Below are 26,003 nucleotides of genomic sequence, written 5' to 3'. Positions count from 1 at the left end.
GTGGCTGCAGCGTCTCATCAGACCAAGGCATCTGAGATGCTGACGCATCACCCCCTGGGACTGTTCAAACCCCGCATGGGCCTGATCGGTTCCCGGATAAGTCAGGCTCATCGGAAGTTAGTATGAGACAATGGCCTCAGTGAGGGCAAAAAAAGGAAAAGGGCGCACGGCTTGCGCCGGACGCCCTTCCTGATCGTAAAAGATGCGGCCTGATCAGGCGGCTTCTTCTTCCTGCTCGCCTTCTTCCTCGGCGCTCTTGATGCGGGCCGGGGTCTTGGCGAGGTTCTGCTCGATCTGCTTGACGGCTTCCGTCTCGGAGCACTTGTTCACGGCAGCGATTTCACGGGCCATCCGGTCCAGTGCAGCTTCATAGAGCTGGCGCTCGGAATAGGACTGTTCCGGCTGGGCGTCGGAGCGGTAGAGATCGCGCACGACTTCGGAAATGGCCAGCAGGTCGCCGGAGTTGATCTTGGCTTCGTATTCCTGGGCGCGGCGGCTCCACATGGTGCGCTTGACGCGCGGACGGCCGCGAACGGTTTCCAGAGCCTTCTTCACAGCAGCGGCATCTGCCAGCTTGCGCATGCCGACCGAGGCGATCTTGGCGACGGGGACACGCAGGGTCATCTTGTCCTTCTCGAAGCTGATGACCAGCAGTTCCAGCGCATAACCCGCAACGCTCTGTTCTTCGATGGCCGTGATCTGGCCGACGCCGTGAGCGGGATAGACGATATGTTCGCCAGTCTTGAAGCCCTGACGCTGCGCGGTCTTCTTGGTGGGGGTTGCCATACGCTTCGTAACTCCTGCGCAGTTACGGCTGAATGAGCCGTACCGGGCCGCCACGGGGCGGACCGTTGTTCCTGTGGTAACGCAAACCGGACCGGAACCTGCTCACGCATGAGCACCGGACCTGTCTGTACGTCTTGGGTGGTCAGCCGCCGGTGCTCGCCGGTTCAAACGGGCCGCATTTCACATGTGCATGGCTGCGGAGAAACTTGATCTCGCGCACGATCCAGCGGTGGACTGCGACCATAAAAAAACCTCCAGGGGGAGGGGGTGAACCAAGACTGCGACGACTACTTGAACAACCTATCACAAAAACGCAAAAAACCAAAGCAGAAAGCGACCGGGTGTTATGCCGGCCGCTCTGGCAACTTGCTTCCGTATCGTAACCTGCAGGCTTCCGCCATGCTTCAGGTCAAGGATTTCCCGCTTTTGCCAAGGCTGCGGGATGCTGACGCATCAAGCCTTGCAATTGCTCAGACGCCGTCCGGACCGTTGGGCGAGAAGTGCGTTTCCAGCTTGTTCTTGATGCCGTCGAACTCGGGTGCTTCGGGAAGGGCATCCTTCTTCTCGGTGATGTTGGGCCATTTTGCCGCATACTCGGCGTTGAGCTCGATCCACTTCTCGAGGCCGGGCTCGGTATCCGGCAGAATGGCCTCGGCCGGGCACTCCGGCTCGCACACGCCGCAGTCGATGCATTCGTCCGGGTTGATGACGAGCATGTTCTCGCCTTCATAGAAACAATCGACCGGGCAGACTTCGACACAGTCGGTGTACTTGCACTTGATGCAGTTGTCAGTGACGACGTAGGTCATCGCGTTCCTCTTGATGGCGCTGGCGGTATCAGCCGGTCCTCGCGCCGTCTCCCTCAGCTACGGCGGACCGGCAGAGCCTGCTTCCCGTTTCAGGGCCGTTGCCTACCGCTTTTGCCCCTTTGTGGCAAGCACAGTAAGGGCAGGAATGGACTGGCGAAAGAAAAGCGCATGCGTCCTTTTGCCTGTCAGGGGATCAACTTACTCCGGATCCTCGAGGCCGGAGTGAAAAGCGTCCATGCGGCGCCGGTCGCGTTTGGTGGGGCGGCCCGATCCGGGATCCCGCTGCGCCGGGGCAGCGGGCACGTCCGCGCGCGGGGCGGGCGGCGGGGTCAGGTCCTTGTAGAGCAGCTGTGCTTCCGGGGCGGGGCCGCGCCGGGTGCCAAGACCGGCGACTTCCAGCACGACAACCCGCCGTTCCAGCGTGATGGTTAGGACATCGCCGGTGCGGATGGCCTTGCTGGCGCTGTCGATCTTCTCGCGGTTGACGCGCACGTGACCGCCGGTGGCCAGTTTCTGGGCCAGGGTGCGGGATTTCGTCACCCTGGCAAACCAGAGCCACTTGTCGATCCGCTGCGAGGCGGACGGCCCCGCGTGCGGGGCCGTGTCTGATGTGCCTTTGGCGCTCAGGACTTGCCTTTTTCCATGTTGGCCTTCAGAGCCAGCAGGGCTGCGAAGGGCGAGTTCGGATCAATCGGCTTTTCCGGACGCGGCGCACGGTCACGCTGGCCGGCATGGCCCTGACCCTGCTTCTGGCCCTGATGGTGCGGCTTGCCGCCCTTGCCGCCTTCGCGGCGGTCGTCGCGCCGGTCATCACGGCGGCCTTCGCGGTTGCCGTCACGGTTTCCGCGGTGCTCGCCGCCGGAGCGGTTGCGGCCGCCTTCAGCGCCCTCACCTTCGCCGCGCTTACCCTGCTGCGGACGGCCGCGACCGCCCTTGTTGCGGTCACCGCGGTCACCTCCGCCACGGCGCTCGCCAGCTTCACCGCCCTGACGCGAACGCCCGCCGGTGCGGCCCGGACGCCAGATGTCGATGGTGACGGTTTCAGTGGCAATGGCGGCGGCAGCTTCGCCGGCGTCAGCCGTCTCTGCCTCAGCCTCGGCTGCAACCGGTTCTGCGGTGGCTTCAGCTTCTGCCGGAGCTTCGGCTGCGGTTTCTTCCGGTGCAGCCTCCGCTTCCGCCGGAACGGCTTCGGCCGCGGCCGTATCGGCAGGTGCGGCCAGCGGGCGCTCGATCTCGCGCTTTTCGTTGCGATAGCCCAGAGACTTCAGGATTTCCGTGAAGTCATCGCCTGCGCAGCCCAGCAGCGAGGTCATGGCCACGGTGACGGTAAAGCCGCCGCCCTGAGCAATGGCGCCGTCGGGCGGGGTGACGCTGGCATCCAGCGGCTTCCAGGCGATCAGCGGGCGGATGAGGTCTGCCAGACGCTCCAGAATGTCGACGCGCACGGCGCGCGGGCCGCAGACGCGGAAGCCGACAACCTTGTAAAGCGCCTTGTCGATCTGCGGATCGACGGTGATGGAGGTGCGGCCCGAGGCGGACAGCTGCGGCAGCTCCACGAGGCCGGGCATGTCCGGCGTGCCGTGCTTCAGCGCCCAGAGCTGGGCCAGAAGCTGGCTCGGAGCCGGCTTCAGCAGGGCTGGGACATAGATGTTGTAGGCGCCGAAGCGGACGCCCAGCTTGCGCAGCGAGGCGCGCATGTCCTGATCGAGCTGGCGCACATCATTGGCTACATCCTGGCGCTCAAGAATGCCCAGCGCCTCGTAGATGCGGTAAGCGATGCCACGGGCAAGGCCTTCCAGCCCTTCGGCGTCCTTCAGGTCGATCAGCGGCTTCAGCAGCGTGCCGACATGGGCCTTGACCCACAGGTCAACGCGGGCCTGCACCCGGTCACGGGCGGGGCCGGTCAGGTGCTCGTCGGCCAGCAGCACGAAGCCGGGCACCAGCGCGTCGTCACCGGCGGTGAGACGGGCGACAGGTTCGCCCTGCCAGCGGATGGTGCCGTCCGTGCTCAGGACGAAATCTTCATTGGGCGCGCGCGACAGCCGGTCGGAACGGGCTTCGATCTCGCTGGCCAGTGCCTTCTGGGCTGCTGCGCGTACGGCCTTCCCTTCCGGGCTGTCCGCAACCGCATCCGGCGCGAACCGGAACCCCTGCAGGCGGCCGATATGCTGGCCCTCCACAAGGACGTCCCCAGTCTGCGTGATTTCCGCTTCCAACATGGCGTTCTCTCTCAAACGTCTCATCAATACGCTTGTCCGCCTGTCCACGAACCGTTGGGTCAAACGGTCATGCAGGGCGTCCGACAGCCTGTCTTCAATGCCTCTGGTGACGCCCTGCCAGTGAACAGGGTCCTTCAGCCATTCGGCACGGTTTGCCACGAAAGTCCAGGTGCGGATGTGCGCAATCCGGTTCGCAAGAGTGTCGATATCACCATCCACCCTGTCTGCGAAAGCCACTTGACGCTGAAACCAGTCTTCATCGACCACCCCGTTGCGCACGAGCAACGTGTATAGGTGGATAAGCAGGTCTCCGTGGTTAGCCGGGGCGATCTTGCGATAGTCCGGCACCTGGCAGACATCCCAGAGCAGCGCCACCCGTGCGGGGGAGGACGCCATGTCGCGGATGCCGTGATCCTTTGCGGCATATTCGAGGGCCTGCGCGTCGTCGGCGGCTGGCGCACGGGCCAGTCCGTCTTCACGCGGAGGCAGGTCCAGTGTGTCACGCAGGCTGGAAATCGACGTGAAATCGAGCTGCGTGTTGCGCCACTGGAAAACTTTCAGCGCATCGAACCGGTGGCTTTCGATCATCTCCACGAGATCATCGGACAAGGGATCGACACGGCCCGTCACACCGAAAGAGCCATCGCGCATGTGGCGCCCGGCGCGCCCGGCGATCTGGCCCATCTCGGCGGGGCTGAGATTGCGGTATTGATAGCCGTCGAACTTGCGGTTTCCGGCAAAGGCGATGTGGTCCACATCCAGATTGAGGCCCATGCCGATCGCGTCGGTGGCGATCAGATAATCCACGTCACCGTTCTGGAACAGCTCCACCTGTGCGTTGCGCGTCCGTGGGCTGAGCGAGCCCAGCACCACCGCCGCGCCGCCGCGCTGACGGCGGATCAGCTCGGCAATCGCATAGACCTCGCTGGAGGAGAAGGCGACGACGGCGGAACGGGCCGGCAGGCGCGAAATCTTCTTGGAGCCTGCATAGGTCAGCACCGACATGCGCGGCCGCGTCACCACATTGAGGCCGGGAATGAGCTTTTCCAGCAGAGGACGGGCGGTCGCAGAGCCCAGCAGCAGCGTTTCGGAGCGGCCGCGCAGGTTCAGGATGCGGTTGGTGAAGACGTGGCCGCGCTCCATGTCGGCGGCCAGCTGCACCTCGTCGATGGCGACAAATTCGGTGTTGAGATCGAGCGGCATCGCCTCGACCGTCGAAACCCAGAAGCGCGGTGCCTTGGGGACGATCTTCTCTTCGCCCGTGATCAGGGCAACCGCAGCCTCGCCTGCGCGCTCCACCAGACGGCCATAGACCTCGCGCGCCAGCAGGCGCAGCGGCAGGCCGATGAGGCCGGAGGGCTGGGCCAGCATTCGCTCGATGGCGAGATGGGTCTTGCCGGTGTTGGTCGGGCCCAGCACTGCCGTAACGGTTCTGGACCGGGCGGCCGGCGGCAAGGTCATGATCTGGATCGGAGGCATCGCGCGGAGTGCTTCGTTCGGCCGGGTGTCTTGGCCCTCACAAAGGTCAGGGCGTGCGGAAGGCTGTCTAGCATAGGGTCTTCCCCCTGTCCCTCACGATTTTCGGCCCCGGTTCTAACGCGGCGCCATGGCTGAAACGGGGCAGCGAATCCGGGCAAAGGAACGAGTCTGGAACAAAGGCTGATCGAATCGCAGACAAGCCGCGAGTCTGTTTTTGTTCCCTACGACATGTGGTTTCCGACAAGGGGGTGACCACGAAATCCTGAATCTGACCAAGGATTTAAGGTGGGCAGGGCGCCGTTTTCCGGAATCGCGTCAAGCTCAGGAAATCGTGCAGATCAGGTTAACCGGATCAGCAATTTTCACGAGCGCTATCTCAACCTTCAGCACCAAAGCGGAACGACTCATGCACGAATCGCTGTCCGTTATGCGTTTTTGTTTTGTTCGTACGACAGTTTGTAGTGTTCAGACGGCAGGGCCACGAAATAGCGGTAGGGGGACGTAACTGGTTGCTCCCGGCAACCAGTTGAACCGGGTCAAAAATAAAGAAATATGTCCCATTATGGGGCGTTTGATTGTTGAGCTGGCGCAGGCGAATAGGTCAAGAGTGTTGGCTCTTTTCTTTGCCCTCATCCCTTTGTATGACTCATGCGCTTTCATATTGGGGAGGTATGGGCTTGGCCATCCGTAAGATTCTCGTTGCCAACAGATCTGAAATCGCCATCCGCGTGTTCCGTGCCGCGAATGAGCTTGGGCTGAAAACCGTCGCCATCTTTGCCGAGCAGGACAAACTGGCGCTGCACCGCTTCAAGGCCGACGAGGCCTATCAGGTCGGCAAGGGCCTGGGCCCGATCGAGGCCTATCTGTCCATCGACGAGATCATCCGGGTTGCCAAACTCTCGGGCGCCGATGCCATCCATCCGGGATATGGCTTCCTGTCGGAGAGCCCCGAATTTGCCGAGGCCTGCGCCCAGAACGGCATCATCTTCATCGGCCCGCAGCCCGAGACCATGCGCCGCCTTGGCAACAAGGTGGCGGCGCGCAATCTCGCCATCGAGGCCGGAGTTCCGGTCATGCCGGCCACCGATCCGCTGCCCGATGACATCGAGGAGATCAAGATTCAGGCGGATGGGATCGGTTATCCGGTGATGCTCAAGGCCTCCTGGGGCGGCGGCGGGCGCGGCATGCGCGTCATCCGCGACGAGGCCACGCTGGTGCGCGAAGTGGTCGCCGCCAAGCGCGAGGCCAAGGCCGCCTTCGGCAAGGACGAGATCTATCTGGAAAAGCTGGTCGAGCGCGCCCGTCATGTGGAAGTGCAGATCCTCGGCGATTCGCACGGCAATCTGGTGCATCTGTTCGAGCGTGACTGCTCCATCCAGCGCCGCCACCAGAAGGTGGTGGAGCGTGCGCCTGCGCCCTATCTGTCCGAGGCGCAGCGGCAGGAACTGTGCGGCTACGGCCTGAAAATCGGCCAGGCGGTGAATTACTGCGGAGCAGGCACGGTCGAGTTCCTGATGGATTCGGACACGGGCGCCATCTACTTCATCGAGGTGAACCCGCGCGTGCAGGTGGAGCATACGGTGACCGAGCAGGTGACCGGCATCGACATCGTCAAGGCGCAGATCCGCATCGCAGGCGGGGCCGCCATCGGCACCGAGGCGAGCGGCGTTCCCGTGCAGGGCGATGTGCGGCTCAACGGCCATGCGCTGCAGTGCCGCATCACCACCGAAGACCCGGAACAGAATTTCATCCCCGACTATGGCCGCATCACCGCCTATCGCGGCGCGACCGGCTTCGGCATCCGCCTTGATGGCGGCACGGCCTATTCGGGCGCTGTGATCACCCGCTTCTACGATCCGCTGCTGGAAAAGGTCACGGCCTGGGCCCCCAGCGCCGAGGAAGCCTGCAAGCGCATGGAACGCGCCCTGCGCGAGTTCCGCATCCGCGGCGTGGCGACCAATCTTGTGTTCCTTGAGAACATCATCGGCCACCCGGACTTCCGCGCCAACAACTACACGACGCGCTTCATTGACAGCACGCCGGAACTGTTTGCGCAGGTGAAGCGCCAGGACCGCGCCACCAAGCTCCTGACCTATATCGCCGATGTCTCCGTCAACGGCCATCCGGAAACCCGCTCGCGCCCGCGCCCCGGCCGGGAAGCGGCAGCCCCCGTCGTTCCGGATTTCGGCAGTGTGAAGCCCGATGGTACCCGCCAGCTGCTGGAACAGCTGGGGCCGAAGGGCTTTGCCAACTGGATGAAGGCGCAGCCGCAGGTGCTGGTGACTGATACCACCATGCGTGATGGCCACCAGTCGCTGCTGGCGACCCGCGTGCGCACCCACGACATTGCCGCCATCACCGATGCCTACGCCACCGGCCTGCCGCAGCTTCTGTCGCTGGAATGCTGGGGCGGAGCGACCTTCGATGTCGCCATGCGCTTCCTGACGGAAGATCCTTGGGAGCGTCTGCGGCTGATCCGCCAGAAGGCGCCGAACATTCTCCTGCAGATGCTGCTGCGCGGCTCCAACGGCGTTGGCTACACCAACTATCCGGACAATGTGGTGCGCTTCTTCGTGCATCAGGCGGCCCAGAACGGTGTTGATCTGTTCCGCGTGTTCGACTGCCTCAACTGGGTGGAGAACATGCGTGTCTCCATCGATGCCGTGCTGGAGACGGACAAGCTCTGCGAGGGCGCGCTGTGCTACACGGGCGATCTGCTCGACAGTGCAAGGCCGCAGTATGACCTGAAGTACTATGTCAACCTCGCCAAGGAACTGGAAAAGGCGGGTGCGCATATTCTTGGCGTCAAGGATATGGCAGGCCTGCTGAAGCCGGCGGCCGCGCGTATCCTGTTCAAGGCGCTGAAGGAAGAAATCGGCATTCCGATCCACTTCCACACGCATGACACTTCTGGTGTTTCGGCCGCCACGGTGCTGGCTGCGGTGGATGCAGGCGTGGATGCCATTGATGCGGCGATGGATGCCTTCTCCGGCAACACCTCGCAGCCCTGCCTTGGCTCCATCGTCGAGGCGCTGAAGGGCTCGGACCGCGATCCGGGGCTTTCGGCAGAGGCCATCCGCCGCATTTCCTTCTACTGGGAAGCGGTGCGCGGCCAGTATGCGGCCTTTGAAAGCGACCTCAAGGGACCGGCCTCCGAAGTCTATCTGCACGAGATGCCGGGCGGCCAGTTCACCAACCTCAAGGAACAGGCCCGCTCGCTTGGCCTTGAAACCCGCTGGCACGAAGTGGCGCAGGCCTATGCCGATGCCAACATGATGTTCGGAGATATCGTCAAGGTCACGCCGTCCTCCAAGGTGGTCGGCGACATGGCGCTGATGATGGTCAGCCAGGGCCTGACGGTGGCCGATGTGGTGGACCCGTCCAAGGATGTGGCCTTCCCCGATTCCGTGGTGCAGATGCTGCGCGGCGATCTGGGGCAGCCCCCGGCCGGCTGGCCGCAGGCGCTGCAGGCCAAGGTACTGAAGGGCGATACGCCCATCACCGTCCGCCCCGGCTCGCTCCTGAAGCAGGAGGATCTGGAAGCCCGCCGCAAGGAAGCGGCTGAAAAGACCGGGCTTGAGATCGGCGACATGGATCTGGCGTCCTATCTCATGTACCCGAAGGTCTACACCGACTTTGCCAAGGCGCAGAGCCAGTATGGCCCGACTTCGGTGCTGCCGACGCCGGTCTATTTCTACGGGCTTGAGGTGGGCGAGGAAATCCTCGTCGAGCTGGAGCCGGGCAAGACGCTGGTGGTCCGCTGTCAGGCGGTGGGCGAAACGGATGAGCAGGGCGAGAAGAAGGTGTTCTTCGAGCTGAACGGCCAGCCGCGCATCATCAAGGTGCCGGACCGGGCCCATGGCGCGGCAGGCAATGCCGCCCGCCGCAAGGCCGAGGCCGGCAACGAGACCCACGTGGGCGCGCCGATGCCGGGCGTCATCTCCACCGTTGCCATTGCGGCAGAGCAGGAGGTCAAGGCCGGTGACGTGCTCTTGTCCATCGAAGCCATGAAGATGGAAACCGCGCTTCATGCCGAGCGCGACGGTGTGGTCTCCGAAGTGCTCGTCACGCCCGGCAGCCAGATCGACGCCAAGGACCTGCTGGTGGTGTTCAAGGCCTGACCGCAGCGTCAGACAGGAAATGCGCAAGGGGAGGCTTTGGTCTCCCCTTTTTGCTTCAACCTGTAGCAACCCTAAAACCGCCCTTGCCAGTCCTCATATTCCGTGGCATCGCAGGCGTCCCATTCCCTGATGCTGGTCCGAGCTGCTCATCTTACATGAGATGGCAGGGTCCCAGCCCCTTCCGGTGCTCTTCCATGGAACTGTCCTATGAGGTTCTCGGCCTCTTGTTTCTTGCCGCTCTCATGGCTGGCTGGATTGATGCGATTGCAGGCGGCGGCGGGCTGATCACCATCCCGGCGCTGCTGCTGGCGGGCCTGCCGCCCGCAACGGCGCTGGCGACCAACAAGCTGCAGGGCAGTTCCGGCACGCTGACGGCAGCCACCTATTTCATCAGCCGGGGCATGGTGTCGGTGCGGGCAAACATCCTGCCCATCATCGCCATATCGCTGGGCTCCATATTCGGCGGCTGGGTGCTGCAGCAGATCAATGCGGAGCTGCTGGTGCTGTTTATTCCGCTGCTGCTGGTGTCGATCGGCCTCTATTTTCTGTTTTTCGCCAGAAATCTTGATGAAGAGCGGGCGCCGCGCATGAGCGCAGAGCGCTACGCGGTGACGGCCGCGCCCGCCCTTGGCTTTTATGACGGTTTCTTCGGGCCGGGCACCGGGTCTTTCAGCTCCACGTCTCTGGTGCTGCTGCGCGGCATGACCATCCGCAATGCCACCGCGCATGCCAAGCTGTTCAACCTGACCAGTAATCTGGGCGCGTTGTTCTATTTCATTCTCTTCGGCCAGATCGCCTGGGTGGCAGGCGGCGTCATGGTGCTGGGGCAGATGGCCGGTGCCTATCTCGGCGCCCATTTCGCTTTCCGGGGCGGGGCAAGGATCATTCGCCCGGTCACTGTCATCGTATGCTTTGCCATGAGCCTCCGCGTGCTCATCAGCGTCTGGCCGTGGTGAGGTTTTACCCAGCCCGCCCGATCCAGATGTCGAGGAAGTCGTCCAGCCATTTGCGCAAGGCCTGGTCGAAGACGTAGCGGCCGGCGAAATGGTCCTGGCGGCCTTGCGCGCCGGGCAGGGACATGCGGGGAGCGCCCTTGGTGGTCCAGCGCACCATCATGGCGTGGGTGAGTTCCGGGTGGAACTGAATGCCATAGGCGGCGGGGCCAACACGGATCGCCTGATTGGGATAGGTGTCGCCCGATGCCAGAAGATCGGCCCCGCGCGGCAGGTCGAAGCCCTCCCGGTGCCATTGGTACACCTTGGATGGCCAGTGCATCAGCGATTTGCCGGTTTCTGTCGGGTGCAGCGGATAGTAGCCGATCTCGACCAGGTCCTGCGGATGGGCGCCAACCTTGCCGCCCAGGTGCTTCACCATCATCTGCGCGCCAAGGCAAATGCCAAGAAAGGGCTTCTGCTCTGCGAGAGGCACGCCGATCCAGTCGATCTCGCGGTGGACGAAGGCTTCCGGATCATTGGCGCTCATCGGCCCGCCGAAGATGACGGCGCCGGCGTGATGCTCCATCGTGTGGGGCAGCGTGTCGCCGAAGCGCGGGCGGCGGATGTCCAGTGCAAAGCCGCGTCTCACCAGTTCCTGCCCTACACGGCCGGGCGACGAGGTTTCCTGATGCAGGACGATCAGGATGCGCGGCCGGTGCGGGGAAGCAGGATCAGGATTCATGGTGTCACGATAACGTTGCAACTGGCCCGGCGTCGAGCGCTAATCCAGAGCAATGCGCCCTGAAATCAGGCAGTTGCCGGCTCACTCCGTGTCCGGCTGCCCCTGTTCGCGGGCAACTTTCTGGCGCAGGGCAATCCGGTCACGCGAGGAGACGCCAAGCAATTCCGAGACACGCCAGATGGTGTTGTCCTCGAACTCGTGCACGCGGCCGTCCGCATAGACAAGCTGCCACATCAGCTCGATGATCTTCTGGCGTTCCTCTTCCTCCAGCTTGCGCTTCAGGACGGAGGTGAAGCCATACATGTCGACAGCTTCGTTGTCCTTGTCCGTGGCAAGGGCCACAAGCTCGGCCGTTTCGCTGTCGCTCAGGGAATAATGGGTCTTCAGGATCGAGGTGAGCTTGGTCTTCTCCACGTCATCGACTTCGCCATCCACACTGATGACATGGACGAGCAGAGCGGCGACGGCCAGCCGGTGATCATCTTCGGCGAAAGTCAGATTGTCGCTGTCGCCAAAGGTGACGTCCTTGATGAAGCGCTTGAAAGCATCGAGCATAAAATCATCCGTCCTGAAGTCTTGAGCGCAGGACCCGTTAGCCGCAGCGGTTCTGGGTTCTTGCCACCGGATATCCGTATCTTCCCTGAGATATAGGTGAGAACGTGGCGGAAAAACCACCCGAAAACCTGACTTTTGGCCACAAGCGCGTGAGGTGTTGTCCGTTTGCACCGCTGCCTGCGCTGTTTTGTAACTTGACACAAACCTTCAGGAATTGTCTTGTCCGCCGAGACCTGCCGCAGGCGCGTGCCCCTCTTCCGCCAGATCCGGGACATTTCTGCCGGGCAGTCGCCGGGCGGCGCTGGGGCCGTCCGATGCCCAGGGAGATTGCCCCATGACCCGTTCGTTCAAAGCCATTCTGTTTGCAGCCACTGCGATGATGGCTCTTCCCGCCACCATTTCCGCTCATGCGGCGGATGTGAAGCCGGCTGATGTTCTGGCCACCTATCAGGATGTCGCGGCTGCGGCCTATGCGGATTCCGTCACCTCTGCCAAGGCGCTGAAGGTTGCCATCGATGCGCTGATTGCCAAGCCCAACGACGAAACGCTGGCTGCCGCCCGCAAGGCCTGGATTGCCGCCCGCAGCCCGTATCAGCAGACGGAGGCTTACCGTTTCGGCAATGCCATTGTCGATGACTGGGAGGGGCGGGTGAACGCCTGGCCGCTGGATGAGGGCCTGATCGACTATGTGGACGTGTCCTATGGCGACAGTTCCGAAGAGAACCCGCTTTATGTGGCCAATGTCATTGCCAATCCGAAGCTGCAGCTGAATGGTGAAGAACTCGACGCCACGGTGATCACGCCGGAGCTCCTGTCGGAAAAGCTTCAGGAGGCTGGAGGCATCGAGGCCAATGTGGCGACCGGCTATCACGCCATCGAGTTTCTGCTCTGGGGGCAGGATCTCAACGGCACGGGTCCGGGCGCGGGCAACCGTCCGGCTACGGATTTTGATCCGGCCAATTGCACCGGCGGCAATTGCGACCGGCGTATCCAGTATCTCCAGGCCGCGACGGATCTGCTGATCACGGACCTGGAAGAAATGGCGGCTGCCTGGGCTCCGGGTGGTGCGGCGCGCGAGGAGCTTGCGGCCAAGGGCGAAGCGGGCGGTCTTGCCACCATCTTCACCGGCATGGGCTCTCTCTCCTACGGCGAACTGGCCGGCGAGCGCATGAAGCTTGGCCTCATGCTGCACGATCCGGAAGAGGAGCATGACTGCTTCTCCGACAACACCCACATGTCGCATTACTATGACGTGGTCGGCATCCGGAATGTCTATTTCGGCACCTACACCCGCCTTGATGGCACCAAGGTCTCCGGCCCGTCGCTGGCGGATCTGGTGGCGGAAAAGGACAAGGCCGCGGCGGAAGAACTGAAGGGCAAGCTCGACGCGTCCCTGGCCGCCTTCGACACGCTGAAAACCCGTGCCGAAACGGTCGAAGCCTATGACCAGATGATCGGCGAGGGCAACGCCGAAGGCAATGCCGTGGTGCAGGCTGCCATTGACACTCTCATTGACCAGACCCGGTCCATCGAGCGTGCCGTTGCGGTGCTGGGCCTTGAATCGATCGCCTTCGAGGGCTCCGACAGTCTGGATAATCCGGGCGCCGTGTTCCAGTAAGGACGGACTGGACGCGACAACGGGGATGGGGAGTTTTCCCCTTTCCGGGGCTTGCAAGGCTTCTCCATCGTCATCCCGGACGCGCCCCGCGCGATCCGGGACCGGTGAGCCGGGGTGCCTGACTGGTTCAAGAAATGAGAGCCGAAAGACCTTGGCTCACCGGTTCCGGATCTCCGCTTCGCTGCGTCCGGGACGATGGAAGGGCTGACGGTTTAAGAGACGGGGAGGGGACTGTGTTTCCCTCTCCTGCCGCTGCAGAGGGGTGTGGCTGATCTTTCCTGAACAGCCAGGGGAACAGCATGATTTTCTTCCGATGGAGGCGTTTTGCGGCTCCGGTCCGGCTTGCGGCCGGTATCTGCCTTGTTGCGGGGGCCAGCGCTGCGGCCGCGCAGACGCGTGCGCTTGATCACCGCAGTGATCTCTCACAGGGTGAACGTGAGAAGGCAGCGCAAGTGCTGGCCGCTCCTGAAAGTTTTGCCGTGCCCGAGCCGTTCGAGGACATGCCGGGCGGGGCTGCCACCTCGCGCAAGCGGGTCAACCGGGATGCCTTTTCCCATCCGTCCGCCAATCTCAGTTTCGAAGAGCAGCAGACCTTCCGGGTCGGCAACGGCATTTTCCGCAAGTTCTGGGTCTCTGCGCCGTCCTCCACGCAAGCCTCGGACGGGCTGGGGCCGCTTTACAATGCGCGCTCCTGCCAAGGCTGCCATCTGAAGGACGGGCGCGGTGCGCCGCCTCAGCCGGGTGAGCCCGCCGTCTCCCTGTTCCTGCGGCTGTCCGTGCCGCCGGTGACGGAAGAGGAGCGGCTGGCCTTGGCAGACCGGCAGGTGGCGACGCTGCCGGAGCCTGTCTATGGCGGCCAGTTCCAGACCTTCGCCGTGCCGGGCCTTGCTCCTGAAGGGGAACTGCGGATCACCCATGAGGATGTACCCGTGACACTGTCTGGCGGCGAAACGGTCATCTTGCAGAAGCCGCTCTATGAGGCGGGGAACCTTGCCTATGGCCCCATGCGGCCGGACACGATGATCTCGCCCCGCGTGGCGCCGCAGATGATCGGCCTTGGCCTGCTGGAGGCGATTCACCCAACGGATCTCGAAGCCCTTGCCGACCCGGACGATGCGGATGGGGACGGCATCTCCGGGCGTCTCAGCCTCGTGCGCGATCCGGCAACCGGCGCGCTCGTGCAGGGACGCTTCGGCTGGAAGGCGACGATGCCGGATGTCCGGGCGCAGAGCGCTGCGGCTTTCTCCGGCGACATCGGTATTTCGACGCCGGAACATCCGGACCCTTACGGCGATTGCACGGCAGCACAGACAGCCTGCCGTGCCCTGCCCACGGGCGAGCAGGACCGGTTGGGGGAAACGGAAGCGCCCGACCCGGTGATGGATCTTGTCACCTTCTACTCGGAGAACCTTGCCGTGCCTGCCCGGCGGGACATGGCTGATCCGGATGTGCTGAGGGGCAAGGAGGTGTTTTATGGCACCGGCTGCGCCTCCTGCCATGTGCCGAAATACGTTACCCGCAAGGACGCGAAGAACCCGGCGCACAGTTTCCAGCTGATCTGGCCCTACACCGATCTGCTGTTGCATGACATGGGCGAAGGGCTGGCGGACCACCGTCCCGATGGGGATGCCGGTGGCCGCGAATGGCGGACGGCCCCGCTTTGGGGTATTGGTCTGACGCAGACCGTCAGCGGTCACACCCGTTTCCTCCATGACGGGCGGGCCCGCTCGCTGCTGGAGGCCGTGCTCTGGCATGGCGGCGAGGCGCAGGCCGTACGCGATGCGGTGGTGGCCATGCCGCCGGAGGACCGGGCGGCCCTGATCCGTTTTCTGGAGTCTCTGTGATGCGCCGCATTGCCTGTCTTGCCCTTGCCTTTGCCAGCACTCTCCTGCCTCTGCATGCGCAGGAGAAGGCCGGCTATGCGGATTATGTGAAAGGGGCGGTCGAGGGCTATATCCGGCCGGAGACCCGTGCCTTTGCCAATGCTGCCAAGCGCCTGCCCACCGCTGTTGAAGACGCCTGCAAGAACCCCGGCACAGGCACCGCAGACGACTTCCGCGTTGCTTATGGGGTGGCCGTCGCTGCTTACGGGCGGATCAGTTTCCTGCGCTATGGCCCGCTTGCCGAAGAAAGCCGGCTGGAGCGTCTTGCCTTTCTTCCTGACGCACGCGGCGTGGCGCAGCGGCAGATCCGCAAGCTGGTGGCAGAGCGGGATGAAAGCGCCACCACCCCTGAAAGCCTTGCCGCCAAGAGCGTGGCCGTGCAGGGGCTGACGGCGCTGCAACTGGCGGCCTTTGATGAGGATGGCCGGGTGACGCTGGGCGGCACGGATGAGGCGGGCGTCTATGCCTGCGCCTATGCGCAGGCGCTGGCCGTCAATCTGGCGCAGCTCTCCGGCGAAGTTGCGGCCCTTTGGGAGGCGCCGGACGGGTTCAGCGGCCAGCTTGAAGCTGCGGGGCCTGATCATCCGCGCTTCCGCAGCAGCAAGGAAGCTGCCGAAACCCTGTTCAATGCGCTGGTGACCGGGCTGGTGATCGTGCGCGATCAGGATGTTATCCCCGCTTTTGGCCCGGCGCTGGGCAATGATCCGGCATCGGCAAAGCCCAACCGCATTCCCTTTTCCCGCGCCAATTTCGGCCAGGCCTATATCGCCAGCGAACTGACCGGCATCCGCGATTTCATCCGCGCCTCGAATTATGCAAAGGGCGTGGACAGAGAAGGCGAGTGGATTGCCGCGAGCCTCGAATTCGAGGTTTCCAATTCACTTCGGGCACTCGCCCGCGCCGGTGAGCCCATGCGCGAAACGGTGAAGACTCCTGAAGGCTACAAGGCCTTGTCGGATATGCTGATTTCGCTGAAGGGCCTGCGCGATCTCGTTGCGCTCAATCTGGCCGGGTCGCTCAATATGACCGGAGGCTTCAATGCGCTGGACGGCGACTGATGCGCTGGTGTTGAACCGGCGGCGGTTTCTGGCTGGCCTCGGCCTGACGACCGCCGCCGCGCTGATGACCTTGCCCGTGCAAGCCGCGGTCAAGCTCCTTGGTGCGGATCTGGACGAGCCGCTGTTCGCCAGCGCCCGGCGCAATGCGGACGGCAGCCATGCGGTCGCCATCCTGACAGCCGATGGCCGGGACGTGATGGAGGTGCCGCTGCCCGCACGCGGCCATGGCGTGGCCCTGTCGCCGGACGGGCGCAGACTGGCCGCCTTCGCCCGCCGCCCGGGCCAGTTCATCATGGTGATTGACCGGAGCGGGGAAACCCCGCCGCAGCTGACGGAGGCCGAGCCCGGCCGCCATTATTACGGCCATGGCGTCTTTTCGGCTGACGGGCGGCTGCTTTATGCGGTCGAGAACGCCTTCGGCACGGTGGGGGAGGAAACGCAGGGCCGTGTCGGCGTCTATGATGCCAGCGGCGAAATCCTGAAGCGCATCGGCGAGTTCGAGACCCATGGCGTTGGCCCGCATGACATTCTGCTGGCGGAGCATGGCCGCGTGCTGGTCGTCGCCAATGGCGGCATCGACACCCATCCGGTCACCGGACGGGAGATGCTCAATCTCGACACGATGAAGCCTTCCATCGTCTATCTTGATGCGGCCTCCGGTGCGCTGCTCGCCCGGCATGAACTGGACAAGGATCTGCATCAGCTCTCGCTCCGCCACATGGCGCTGGACGGGCGCGGGCAGGTGTGGGTGGGTGGTCAGTTCGAGGGCGAGAAAAGCCGTTTCCCGCAGCTGGTCGTCCGGCTGGAGCGGGACCGGAAAATGGAACTGATGCCGTTGCAGAACGAGGTTCTGGCCCAGCTCGACAATTACATCGGCTCGGTTTCCGTCAATGCCAGCGGCGATCTGGTGGCGCTGTCCTGCCCGCGCGGCGGGCGCATTCTCTATATGGCCGCAGACAGCGGCGCATTGCTTGGGCTGGATACGATCACCGATGGCTGCGGCCTTGCCGCCATCGATGAACACGGCTTCCTTGTCTCCGACGGCAACGGCGGCCTCAGCCTTGCCGAAGACCCCGGCACACGGGCGCAATCCCTCGCCTTCGTGCCGGGCATCTCCTGGGACAACCACATGCTGGCGCTTTAGTGTGCCGGGGTTCCGGTGAAGCCTCCCTATGCTTCAAACTGAAACATTTCTCGATGTTTCAATGCCTTGTTCGTGACGTGAGCGCTGATTTCTGCATGCTCTGCCCGCCCCGGTGTGCGTCGGCCGATCCATTCCATGGCTTCACATAGTCTGCGTCATATACTATAATCCCCTATACTATTAGAAGCTGAGGTTAGCCACCGCCATGTCTCACACCATCCGCGACAAAGAGAAGCTCATTGCCCGGGTTCGGCGCCTGAAGGGGCAGATTGAGGGGATCGAGCGCGCTCTTGAGGCCGAGAAACCCTGCGGCGAAATCCTGCGTCAACTCGCTTCAGCCCGCGGCGCAATGAGCGGGCTGACTGCCGAGGTGGTCGAGGATCATCTGAGGGAGCACGTGCTTCACGCCAAAACCGGAGCAGACCGTGAGCAGGGCGGGGCAGAGCTGATCGAAATTATCCGAACCTACATGAAGTAAGCCGGCGTGCCGGCAGGAGCCAGGTCACATGCCCGCAGTCGACATATCCAAGCATACTCACGATCACAATTTCCTCGGCCGCGATCACCGCAGGAACGAATACAGGGTCTGGCTGGTCATTGCCGTGACCGCGTCGATGATGGCTGTCGAAGTTGTCGCGGGCACGGTCTATGGATCCATGGCGCTGGTGGCAGATGGCTGGCACATGTCTACCCATGCTGGTGCCATGCTGATCACCGCCCTGACTTACCTCTATGCGCGCCGTCATGCCGATGATCGCCGTTTCACCTTTGGCACTGGTAAGCTCGGTGATCTGGGCGGCTTTGCCAGCGCCGTCGTCCTTGCCTTGATTGCGCTTCTGATCGGCTGGGAAAGTCTGATGCGGCTGGCCAATCCGGTGGAGATCAGTTTCGGGCAGGCCATTGCCGTTGCGGTCCTGGGGCTTGCGGTCAATCTGTTCTGCGCGTGGCTGCTCCGGGATGATCACGCCCACCATCATCACCATGGTCACGGGCACCATCATGCGCATGATCACACTCATGTCCACGCCCGCCATGAGCACGCTCGGGACAACAATCTCCGCGCCGCCTATATGCATGTGCTGGCGGATGCGCTTACGTCAATCCTTGCCATCGTGGCCCTGCTGGCCGGACGCAGCTATGGTTGGCTCTGGGCTGATCCGCTCATGGGTATCGTTGGCGCGCTTGTGATCGCTCGCTGGTCTTGGGGGCTGATCCGCGATTCAGGCTCGGTCCTGTTGGACCGGATTCCTGACGACAAGGATTTGCGAAGCGAAATCCTTGAGGCGCTGGAAACCGGCACCGACCGGATTGCAGACCTGCATGTCTGGCAAGTCGGGCCAGGGCATCATGCTGCAATCATCTCGGTGGTGTCGAGCGCTCCTCGCGAACCCTCGGACTACAAGGCCTGCCTCGCGGAGATACACGAACTCTCCCACATCACTGTTGAAGTCGAACGGGTGAGGGTCAACCCCTGACGTCCCTCACCCCTCACCTCTGCCGTGCCATCAGCCAGATGAAGAACAGGCCGCCGGCGAGGCCGGTGACGATGCCGATGGGCATGTCTTCCGGGGCCATGACGACGCGGGCGCAGATGTCGGCAAGGATCAGGAACAGGGCTCCGGCCAGTGCGGACAGCGGCAGGACGCGGGCGTTGTCGCCGCCCGCCACCAGCCGCACCAGATGCGGCATCATCAGGCCGACGAAGCCGATGATGCCGGAGAAGGCGACCGACACGCCGGTGATGAGGGCGCCCGCCACAAACACCGACAGCCGCAGCCGGTTGACGGGGATGCCGAGCGTTGCTGCCGTCTCGTCCCCCAGCGTGATGGCATTGAGCTGGCCCGCCTTCAGCCACAGCCAGATCCCGCAGGGCAGGAGCACGGCCAGCGGGTAGAGCAGGTGGCTCCACTGGGCAAGGCCGAGCCCGCCCAGCATCCAGAACACCACCGTATGGGTGGCCTTGGGGTCAGCCAGGAAGATCAGGATGTTGGCGCAGGCCATGATGACGAAGGACACGGCAACGCCTGCCAGCACCAGCCGGTCGGGCGAACCGGCCCGCGTGATCCGCACCACGCAGAGCACGATGGCTGTTGCCCCCAGCGCGCCGAAGAAGGCGAGCAGCGGCACGGTCAGCATTCCGAGAAACAGCCCGGTATGCAGCAGCGCCAGAATGGCGCCGAAGGCAGCGCCCGAAGAAATGCCGAGCAGATGCGGGTCGGCCAGCTGGTTGCGGGTGACCGATTGCAGGGCGGCACCGGTCATGGCAAGGCCTGCGCCGACAAGAGCTGCCAGCAGCGCCCGGGGAAAGCGCACATCCCAGACGATGGCCTCGCGCGCAGCGCTCCAGGTCTTCTCCACCGATCCGGGGAAGATCTTCGAAAGAAGGATACCTGCGACATCCGCAGGCGGTACGGCGACGGCGCCCACGGCCAGGGCGGCAATCACCGCCGTGGCCAGAAGGGCAAAGCACAGGGCCGCGATGGCCAGCACCGGCCAGATTCTGGACCGGTGCCGGGCAAGTGCGCCTTCCAGCGCATCGGCCTCAGTTGCGTGCGAAACCGTCAACGAGCTTCTCCACGGCGCGGATGTTGCGGGGGCCGGGCGTTGCCTCGACATATTCCAGCACGACGAAGCGGTCATTCTTCACGGCATTGATGCTGGCGAAGGCCGGATTGGACTTCATGAAGGCGATCTTCTGTTCCGCCGTCACCTGCCCGTAGTTGACGATGACGACCACTTCCGGATTGCGCTCGATCACCGGCTCCCAGGCGACGGTGGCCCAGCTCTTGTCGAGATCATCCATGATGTTGTGCCCGCCTGCGGCCTCGATGAGGGCGGTGGGCATGGCGTAGCGGCCGGCCGTGAAGGGCGTGTCCTCGCCGCTGTCATAGACGAAGACGCGCAGCGGCTCCTTGCCCGGTTCCTTCACCCTGGCCGTCACTTCGGCAAGCTTTGCCTCGTAACCGGCGACCAGCGCCTTGGCCTTGTCCTCGACGCCGAAGATCGTCCCGAGGTTCAAAAGGTCGTTGTACATGTCGGCCATGGAGATCTTCTCCTTGGGGCCGATGTGGATGCAGCTTTCGGTCAGCTCATAGACCTTGATGCCGAAGGGCGCGAGCGTGTCCGGCGTCACTTCGCCGCCCACCTTCATGCCGTAGTTCCAGCCCGCGAAATAGAAGTCCGCCTCTGCACCCAGCAGCACTTCCTTGGTGGGGTATTTTTCGGCGAGTTCCGGCAGTTCCTTCACGCCTTCGCGCATTTCCGGGTCCAGTGTCTTCCAGCCGGACACGCCGGTGTAACCGGCCATGTGGTCCGTCAGGCCCAGCACCAGCATCATTTCGGTGAGGTTCACGTCATTGGAGACGGCGCGTGTGGGGGCAGCGTCAAAGGTGACATCGCGGTTGCAGCTTTTCACCGTCACCGGATAGGCGAAGGCGCTGGCGGTTGTGGCCAGAAGGGCAGCGAGAGCAAGGGTTATACGCATCGGTCAGATCTCACAAGTGAAAGGAAAAACGGGGGGAATGGCCGGAGGTATCGATCCGTGAACGGACGGAGAAGGCCCCGGCGATATTGGCTTCGGTCAGTGCCGCTTCCGGCGTGTCCATGGCGAGCACGGTGCCATTGGCGAGCAGCAGCACCCGGTCGGCATGTTCTGCGGCCAGCGTCAGGTCGTGCAGGGTGGTGATCACCGTCAGCGGTAGGCCGCGTAAAAGCGCCATCAGCTCCAGCTGGTGGCGGATGTCGAGATGGTTCGTCGGCTCATCAAGAATGAGCAGGCGCGGTTCCTGCGCCAGCGCACGGGCCACCAGCACGCGCTGGCGCTCTCCGCCGGACAGCGTGCCGAAGGAGCGCTCGCTCAGTGCCGTCAGATGCAGCCGGGCCAGGGCATGCTCCACCATCTCGCCGTCACGCGCTCCGGCCGAAGCCAGTCCGCGCTGATGCGGCAGGCGGCCGAGGCTGACGATCTGGCGCACGGTGAGGGCAAAATCCGTCGGCTGCTCCTGCAGCACCACGGCGATGCGGCGGGCCGTGTCACGGCTCGACATGGCCCAAAGGCTCGTGCCCTCCAGCCGTACGTCACCGGTCTGCGGCTTGTGGAAGCGGTAAAGCAGCCGCAGCAGCGACGATTTGCCCGCGCCATTGGCACCGCAAATGGCCAGCATCTCGCCCTGACGGACGGTGAAGCTGATCCCGGAGAGGAGGGCAGGGCGTCCGCGCGGCCCCCAGCCGAGAGTGTCAGCCTCGAAGAACGGCGCGCTCACGCGGCAGGCTCGAAGGTGGTTGTGCGGCCAGGCGCCGGAATGCGGGCCAGCGCCGTCTTCGCCATCCGGCCCGGACGCTCGGAGGCCTTGCACCAGCCATCGGCAAGGCCGTGATACTGGCGGGCGAAAGCTGTGATATCCGGCACGTCGTCCAGCGTGAGATTGCCGAACAGCCATCCGGCTTTGCCGGGTGCCGTCAGGGCGACAGCGCAGGGCTGGCCACAGGCGGCCATGCATTCAACGCCGGAGACGGTCCAATGCGTGTCCTGCCGCAGCGCAGCGGCAAGAGCGGTGCCAAGGTTCCGGCCGGACCGCTCGCCGGTTTGCGTGTCACGGCAGGTGACGCAGATGGTGAGATGATGGGAAGGGGAGGTTCCTTCCGTCTGGGAAATGGCCTGCACGGGTGCAGGCACAGGTGTTCCGGCCAAGGCCGGTCCCTGAATGGTCATGGCTATGCTCCTTCCGGGACACCCCGCCCGGCGGTTTGAGGTCTGCTGTGATGGCAGGTCTCCTGACTTGCGGGTCGCCGCTTGCCCGGTCCTTCCCGTTCCTCGGTGGAACAGTGGATCACCCGGGGTCGCTCGCCGCCTACAGTTGCGGGGGCAGTCACGGACTTGGCGCCTGTTGGCTACACCGTACCGTGTTCCCTTTTCACCCGGCCAAGGCTTTGCCAGCCGGGAACCATCGCCGCAGATGATCAAAGCCGCCGTCCTTCCTGTCAAGCTCCATCGTCATAGATTCAGGATGGGTCTTCATACGGCGGCAGTGATATATGTAATAAGATAACATTACAACATGAGAGCTGCGACTGGATAAAAAAATCCCCGGCTGCCTATGCCGGCAGCCGGGGGAGTCGCCTCTCATCGAGCTGGGGTGGACGGTATCCCGGGGGCAGGGATGCCGCCAAAAGGCTGTGCCTTTACGCCAAGTCTTAAGATGCTGACGCATCAAGACTTGGAACGCTCAGGCGCCGCAGTGTTCGAACAATTTCCGTTGAGCAAAGCTCTCCGGGGGCTTCGTCACTCGGCGGCGATGCGGGCGCTGGGGTTGTTCGGATGTGTCGTCCAGTTGGCATAGTCCCCAGAGACGGAACGGCCCGTCCGTGGATCAACGGTTCCGGTGGCCATTGGTTCCATGGTGATGCAATTTTCCACCGGACAGACCGAGACGCAGAGATTGCAGCCGACGCATTCCTCATCGATCACTTCGAACTTGCGCACCCCGTCGACCATGCTGGTGATCGCCTGATGCGAGGTGTCCTCGCAGGCGATGTGGCAGCGGCCGCACTTGATGCAGAGGTCCTCGTCGATCTTCGCCTTGGCGATGTAGTTGAGGTTGAGGTAGCGCCAGTCGGTGACATTGGGCACCGCGCGGCCGGAGAAGTCCGAAATCCGCTCGTAGCCGGCCTCGCCCATCCAGTCCTTCAGGCCCTCGATCATCTCCTCGACGATCTTGAAGCCATAGGTCATGGCGGCGGTGCAGACCTGCACATTGCCGGCACCCAGCGCAATGAACTCCGCCGCATCGCGCCAGGTGGTGACGCCGCCGATACCGGAAATCGGCAGGCCGTAGGTTTCCGGATCACGGGCGATTTCCGCCACCATGTTGAGGGCAATCGGCTTCACCGCCGGGCCGCAATAGCCCCCGTGGGAGCCCTTGCCGTCAATGGTCGGCGTTGGCGCCATGCGGTCAAGGTCGACACCCACGATGGAGTTGATGGTGTTGATCAGCGAAACTGCATCTGCCCCGCCGCGCTTTGCGGCCTGTGCGGGCTTGCGCACGTCGGTGATGTTGGGCGTCAGCTTGACGATCACCGGCATGCGGGTGTGCTTCTTGGCCCAGCGTGTGACCATCTCGATATATTCCGGAACCTGGCCGACCGCCGAGCCCATGCCGCGCTCGCTCATGCCATGCGGGCAGCCGAAGTTCAGCTCCACGCCATCTGCCTCGGTTTCTTCCACGCGCTTGAGGATCGCGGCCCAGTTGGGCTCCTCGCAGGGCACCATCAGGGACACGACAAGGGCGCGGTCCTTCCAGTCGCGCTTGACGCGCTTGATTTCCTGCAGGTTCACCTCAAGCGGCCGGTCGGTGATCAGCTCGATGTTGTTGAGGCCGATGAGCTGGCGGTCCTTGCCATGAATGGCGCCATAGCGCGGGCCGTTGACGTTGACCACATTCGGGTCCTCGCCCAGCGTCTTCCACACGACGCCGCCCCAGCCCGCCTTGTAGGCGCGCACCACGTTGTATTCCTTGTCCGTCGGTGGCGCAGAGGCGAGCCAGAACGGGTTGGGCGACTTGATGCCGACGAAATCAGATCTCAGATCAACCATGACGGGATCTCCGGAAAGAACGGCTGGCTCAGGCGCTGAGCGCCTGATGGATGGCTTCTGCGGCAACCTTGCCGTCCTCGACGGCGGCCACGGTCAGGTCTTCCCCGCCGGCGATGCAATCGCCGCCGGCCCAGACTTTGGCCATGGTGGTTGCGCGGGTGGCGTCCGTGACGATGCGGCCCTTGTCGAGGGTCAGCGCCGCCGCCGAACCGTTCAGCCCGGACGGGTTGAGCTTCTGGCCCACGGCCTTGAACACCATGTCGGCGTCAAGACGGAAGGTCTCGCCGGTCATCATCAGCTTGCCGGTGTTGTCGAGCCGGGTGCGTTCCAGCTCGATGCCGGTCAGCTTGCCGTTTTCCCCGTGCATTGCCTTGGGGGCTGCCCAGTGCAGGATGCGCACGCCATTGGTCTGGGCGAGGTCCTGCTCATAGGGGCTGGCGTTCATGTGTTCCTTGCCGCGCCGGTAGGCGATGGTCACCTCTTCGGCACCCAGCAGCTTGCTCTGCACGGCAATGTCCACCGCTGTCATGCCGCCGCCGATCACCACCACGCGCCGGCCGACGGGCAGGGTGGAAAGATCCTTCGCCTGCCGCAGCTCCGCGATATAGGCGACCGCATCCACCACGCCCTCCAGCTCCTCGCCGGGAACGGACAGGCCATTGACACCGGCAAGGCCGATGCCGAGGAACACCGCGTCGAAGTCCTTCGTCAGGGCGGAAAGGGAGAGGTCTTCGCCCAGCACCTTGCCATGTTCCACGGTGATGCCGCCGATGGAGAGGATGAAATCCACCTCGCGCGCGGCAAAGTCATCGACGGACTTGTAGGCGGCGATGCCATATTCGTTGAGCCCGCCCGCCTTGGGCCGGGCATCATAGAGCGTTACCGCATGGCCATGCACGGCAAGCCGGTGGGCGCAGGACAGGCCCGCCGGGCCAGCACCCACAACAGCCACACGCTTGCCGGTTTCGGGGGCGCGGGTGAAGGGCGTGGCGGCGTGCGTTTCCATGTAATGGTCGGTGGCAAAGCGCTGCAGCTCGCCGATCTTCACCGGCTTGGCTTCGGCCTCGTTGCGCACGCAGGCCTGCTCGCACAGGGTCTCCGTCGGGCAGACGCGGGCGCACATGCCGCCAAGGATGTTCTGCGCAAAGATCGTCCGCGCCGCGCCGGTGTCGTTGCCGGTCGAGATCTGGCGGATGAACAGCGGAATGTCGATGCTGGTCGGGCAGGCGTTCACGCAAGGCGCGTCATAGCAGAAGTAGCAGCGGTCACTCTCAACCCTTGCCTCATGCGGATCGAGGCGCGGGTGCAGGTCACAGAAGTTCTGTGCATACTGGTCAGCCGGAAGGCGCGCAGGCGCAATGTCCGGACCAGATCTGGTCTCAGTCATGGGAGGATCTCCGGAAGGTGGCGATCTATGTTCGGCGCCCGTTTCTTTTTGCGAACAGGCTTATCCGCTCCCATTGAAGGAAAATTTGTCCAAACAGTCAAATATTTTTCGAAAGATCAATTATATGAATATGATAGTCATGTTTTTGCAGGTGCTAACTGATTGAAATGATTTGGGGCAAGCGGTTCCCGATCCGAAGCCTTTCCGGCTTCATCCGGCCGGGAGAACCGGTTTCCGGAAAAGCGAAGCGGTCAAGCCCTGCCGTTTCCGTCCCCACAAGGGGCGGAGGCGTTCTATCACCATGCCGGTGCACTACCGCGGTCTGCTGTCCGTAGCTGATGTGTGCATGCGGTGCCCCTTGAGGGAAGGGGGATGAGCAGCAGCGGCTCGATCTCGCGCCATTCAAAGTCTGTCAGGTCATATCGGCTCATAGTGAGCCCTGAATCAGAACCCGGCGAGAAGTGATAGCAGCGAGTCAGCAAACGACCCCATCCCAGTCGTTTGACAGTCGCATGCGCTTCCCCAGAAGCAGACGTTGTTACAATGGTTCGTTTAGGCGTGCCAGGGGCGGGACGGGGCCTGGCAAGCTTTCGTGGTCCGCTGAAACAAGCAGATGTGCGAAATCGTCATCGCAGCCACCCTGTTCAGGGGTTGATTCAAGGTGGTAGGCGTGCC

General features: G+C 63.4%; 20 protein-coding genes, 1 pseudogene and 1 riboswitch. Of the genes and pseudogenes, 8 read left to right on the top strand and 13 right to left on the bottom strand.

Going from position 1 to position 26,003, the window contains the following annotated elements; genetic code table 11:
• Nucleotides 1-213: 213 nt before the first annotated feature.
• The 4 genes from AC0CMF_RS19300 to AC0CMF_RS19285 all read right to left on the bottom strand — a co-directional run bounded on the left by AC0CMF_RS19300 (nt 214) and on the right by AC0CMF_RS19285 (nt 5,275).
• Complete coding sequence (locus AC0CMF_RS19300) at nt 214-786, bottom strand: CarD family transcriptional regulator (RefSeq protein ID WP_050472324.1); 573 nt, start codon at nt 784-786, stop codon at nt 214-216.
• A gap of 470 nt (nt 787-1,256) precedes the next feature.
• A complete protein-coding gene (fdxA, locus tag AC0CMF_RS19295) occupies nt 1,257-1,595 on the bottom strand; it encodes a ferredoxin FdxA (protein WP_122522183.1) in 339 nt (112 codons plus the stop codon).
• A 198-nt stretch (nt 1,596-1,793) separates the two neighbouring features.
• Nucleotides 1,794-2,162 carry an RNA-binding S4 domain-containing protein gene (locus AC0CMF_RS19290; protein WP_374630208.1) on the bottom strand — a complete coding sequence of 123 codons (369 nt, stop codon included), beginning with the start codon at nt 2,160-2,162 and terminating at the stop codon, nt 1,794-1,796.
• A gap of 56 nt (nt 2,163-2,218) precedes the next feature.
• The gene (locus tag AC0CMF_RS19285) at nt 2,219-5,275 is read right to left on the bottom strand and encodes a helicase-related protein (protein ID WP_374630201.1); all 3,057 of its coding nucleotides are present in this window, start codon (nt 5,273-5,275) and stop codon (nt 2,219-2,221) included.
• A 695-nt stretch (nt 5,276-5,970) separates the two neighbouring features.
• Here AC0CMF_RS19285 and pyc point away from each other — a divergent pair.
• Nucleotides 5,971-9,414 (top strand): pyruvate carboxylase, encoded by a 3,444-nt coding sequence (gene pyc / locus AC0CMF_RS19280; protein ID WP_374630202.1) that lies wholly within the window; start codon nt 5,971-5,973, stop codon nt 9,412-9,414.
• Between the two features lie 194 nt (nt 9,415-9,608).
• Entirely contained in the window at nt 9,609-10,370 is a 762-nt protein-coding gene (locus AC0CMF_RS19275; protein WP_374630203.1) for a TSUP family transporter, read from the top strand.
• A gap of 4 nt (nt 10,371-10,374) precedes the next feature.
• On the opposite strand, the gene AC0CMF_RS19270 is transcribed toward AC0CMF_RS19275, so the two are convergent.
• Nucleotides 10,375-11,091 carry a glutamine amidotransferase gene (locus tag AC0CMF_RS19270; protein WP_374630204.1) on the bottom strand — a complete coding sequence of 239 codons (717 nt, stop codon included), beginning with the start codon at nt 11,089-11,091 and terminating at the stop codon, nt 10,375-10,377.
• An 81-nt stretch (nt 11,092-11,172) separates the two neighbouring features.
• A complete protein-coding gene (locus AC0CMF_RS19265) occupies nt 11,173-11,646 on the bottom strand; it encodes a tellurite resistance TerB family protein (protein WP_050472331.1) in 474 nt (157 codons plus the stop codon).
• Nucleotides 11,647-11,980: 334 nt separating this feature from the next.
• Here AC0CMF_RS19265 and AC0CMF_RS19260 point away from each other — a divergent pair, with 334 nt between their 5' ends.
• The 6 genes from AC0CMF_RS19260 to dmeF all read left to right on the top strand — a co-directional run bounded on the left by AC0CMF_RS19260 (nt 11,981) and on the right by dmeF (nt 18,824).
• Complete coding sequence (locus AC0CMF_RS19260) at nt 11,981-13,264, top strand: imelysin family protein (RefSeq protein ID WP_123195219.1); 1,284 nt, start codon at nt 11,981-11,983, stop codon at nt 13,262-13,264.
• A gap of 299 nt (nt 13,265-13,563) precedes the next feature.
• Complete coding sequence (locus AC0CMF_RS19255; protein WP_472482422.1) at nt 13,564-15,108, top strand: di-heme oxidoreductase family protein; 1,545 nt, start codon at nt 13,564-13,566, stop codon at nt 15,106-15,108.
• Complete coding sequence (locus AC0CMF_RS19250) at nt 15,108-16,205, top strand: imelysin family protein (RefSeq protein ID WP_374629546.1); 1,098 nt, start codon at nt 15,108-15,110, stop codon at nt 16,203-16,205. The genes AC0CMF_RS19255 and AC0CMF_RS19250 overlap by 1 nt, the downstream gene beginning before the upstream one ends.
• The gene (locus AC0CMF_RS19245; RefSeq protein WP_374629545.1) at nt 16,186-17,349 is read left to right on the top strand and encodes a DUF1513 domain-containing protein; all 1,164 of its coding nucleotides are present in this window, start codon (nt 16,186-16,188) and stop codon (nt 17,347-17,349) included. Before AC0CMF_RS19250 ends, AC0CMF_RS19245 begins: the two co-directional genes overlap by 20 nt.
• Nucleotides 17,350-17,554: 205 nt before the next feature.
• Entirely contained in the window at nt 17,555-17,827 is a 273-nt protein-coding gene (locus AC0CMF_RS19240; protein WP_050472336.1) for a metal/formaldehyde-sensitive transcriptional repressor, read from the top strand.
• Nucleotides 17,828-17,855: 28 nt separating this feature from the next.
• The gene (gene dmeF / locus AC0CMF_RS19235) at nt 17,856-18,824 is read left to right on the top strand and encodes a CDF family Co(II)/Ni(II) efflux transporter DmeF (RefSeq protein WP_374629544.1); all 969 of its coding nucleotides are present in this window, start codon (nt 17,856-17,858) and stop codon (nt 18,822-18,824) included.
• A 13-nt stretch (nt 18,825-18,837) separates the two neighbouring features.
• On the opposite strand, the gene AC0CMF_RS19230 is transcribed toward dmeF, so the two are convergent.
• The 7 genes and pseudogenes from AC0CMF_RS19230 to AC0CMF_RS19200 form a co-directional block, all read right to left on the bottom strand.
• Nucleotides 18,838-19,914, bottom strand: coding sequence for a FecCD family ABC transporter permease (locus tag AC0CMF_RS19230; protein WP_186391694.1), 1,077 nt, complete (start codon nt 19,912-19,914; stop codon nt 18,838-18,840).
• Nucleotides 19,892-20,833 carry an ABC transporter substrate-binding protein gene (locus AC0CMF_RS19225; protein ID WP_374629543.1) on the bottom strand — a complete coding sequence of 314 codons (942 nt, stop codon included), beginning with the start codon at nt 20,831-20,833 and terminating at the stop codon, nt 19,892-19,894. Before AC0CMF_RS19225 ends, AC0CMF_RS19230 begins: the two co-directional genes overlap by 23 nt.
• 10 nt (nt 20,834-20,843) lie before the next feature.
• Nucleotides 20,844-21,611 (bottom strand): ABC transporter ATP-binding protein, encoded by a 768-nt coding sequence (locus AC0CMF_RS19220; RefSeq protein ID WP_374629542.1) that lies wholly within the window; start codon nt 21,609-21,611, stop codon nt 20,844-20,846.
• Nucleotides 21,608-22,060 carry a DUF1636 family protein gene (locus AC0CMF_RS19215; RefSeq protein WP_374629541.1) on the bottom strand — a complete coding sequence of 151 codons (453 nt, stop codon included), beginning with the start codon at nt 22,058-22,060 and terminating at the stop codon, nt 21,608-21,610. Before AC0CMF_RS19215 ends, AC0CMF_RS19220 begins: the two co-directional genes overlap by 4 nt.
• A 35-nt stretch (nt 22,061-22,095) precedes the next feature.
• A riboswitch (cobalamin riboswitch) is annotated at nt 22,096-22,312 on the bottom strand.
• Nucleotides 22,313-22,630: 318 nt separating this feature from the next.
• Nucleotides 22,631-23,941 carry an NAD-dependent dihydropyrimidine dehydrogenase subunit PreA gene (gene preA, locus AC0CMF_RS19210; RefSeq protein WP_186391698.1) on the bottom strand — a complete coding sequence of 437 codons (1,311 nt, stop codon included), beginning with the start codon at nt 23,939-23,941 and terminating at the stop codon, nt 22,631-22,633.
• A gap of 28 nt (nt 23,942-23,969) precedes the next feature.
• A complete protein-coding gene (locus AC0CMF_RS19205; RefSeq protein ID WP_374629540.1) occupies nt 23,970-25,328 on the bottom strand; it encodes an NAD(P)-dependent oxidoreductase in 1,359 nt (452 codons plus the stop codon).
• Nucleotides 25,329-25,675: 347 nt separating this feature from the next.
• Nucleotides 25,676-25,759: pseudogene (locus AC0CMF_RS19200) on the bottom strand (IS5/IS1182 family transposase); the annotation flags it as partial.
• Between the last annotated feature and the right edge of the window lie 244 nt (nt 25,760-26,003).

Source organism: Pannonibacter sp. CBAS1226 (assembly GCF_055685825.1).
The sequence above is the reverse complement of the archived record's forward strand: the minus strand, read 5'-3'. Positions and strand labels throughout refer to the sequence as shown.

What these genes read in the sequence shown, in the direction of transcription:
- AC0CMF_RS19300 (WP_050472324.1), bottom strand. Translation starts at nt 786, where the DNA reads ATGGCAACCCCCACCAAGAAGACCGCGCAGCGTCAGGGCTTCAAGACT.
- fdxA (WP_122522183.1), bottom strand. Translation starts at nt 1,595, where the DNA reads ATGACCTACGTCGTCACTGACAACTGCATCAAGTGCAAGTACACCGAC.
- AC0CMF_RS19285 (WP_374630201.1), bottom strand. Translation starts at nt 5,275, where the DNA reads ATGACCTTGCCGCCGGCCGCCCGGTCCAGAACCGTTACGGCAGTGCTG.
- AC0CMF_RS19275 (WP_374630203.1), top strand. Translation starts at nt 9,609, where the DNA reads ATGGAACTGTCCTATGAGGTTCTCGGCCTCTTGTTTCTTGCCGCTCTC.
- AC0CMF_RS19270 (WP_374630204.1), bottom strand. Translation starts at nt 11,091, where the DNA reads ATGAATCCTGATCCTGCTTCCCCGCACCGGCCGCGCATCCTGATCGTC.
- AC0CMF_RS19265 (WP_050472331.1), bottom strand. Translation starts at nt 11,646, where the DNA reads ATGCTCGATGCTTTCAAGCGCTTCATCAAGGACGTCACCTTTGGCGAC.
- AC0CMF_RS19260 (WP_123195219.1), top strand. Translation starts at nt 11,981, where the DNA reads ATGACCCGTTCGTTCAAAGCCATTCTGTTTGCAGCCACTGCGATGATG.
- AC0CMF_RS19255 (WP_472482422.1), top strand. Translation starts at nt 13,564, where the DNA reads ATGATTTTCTTCCGATGGAGGCGTTTTGCGGCTCCGGTCCGGCTTGCG.
- AC0CMF_RS19250 (WP_374629546.1), top strand. Translation starts at nt 15,108, where the DNA reads ATGCGCCGCATTGCCTGTCTTGCCCTTGCCTTTGCCAGCACTCTCCTG.
- AC0CMF_RS19245 (WP_374629545.1), top strand. Translation starts at nt 16,186, where the DNA reads ATGCGCTGGACGGCGACTGATGCGCTGGTGTTGAACCGGCGGCGGTTT.
- AC0CMF_RS19240 (WP_050472336.1), top strand. Translation starts at nt 17,555, where the DNA reads ATGTCTCACACCATCCGCGACAAAGAGAAGCTCATTGCCCGGGTTCGG.
- dmeF (WP_374629544.1), top strand. Translation starts at nt 17,856, where the DNA reads ATGCCCGCAGTCGACATATCCAAGCATACTCACGATCACAATTTCCTC.
- AC0CMF_RS19225 (WP_374629543.1), bottom strand. Translation starts at nt 20,833, where the DNA reads ATGCGTATAACCCTTGCTCTCGCTGCCCTTCTGGCCACAACCGCCAGC.
- AC0CMF_RS19215 (WP_374629541.1), bottom strand. Translation starts at nt 22,060, where the DNA reads ATGACCATTCAGGGACCGGCCTTGGCCGGAACACCTGTGCCTGCACCC.
- preA (WP_186391698.1), bottom strand. Translation starts at nt 23,941, where the DNA reads ATGGTTGATCTGAGATCTGATTTCGTCGGCATCAAGTCGCCCAACCCG.
- AC0CMF_RS19205 (WP_374629540.1), bottom strand. Translation starts at nt 25,328, where the DNA reads ATGACTGAGACCAGATCTGGTCCGGACATTGCGCCTGCGCGCCTTCCG.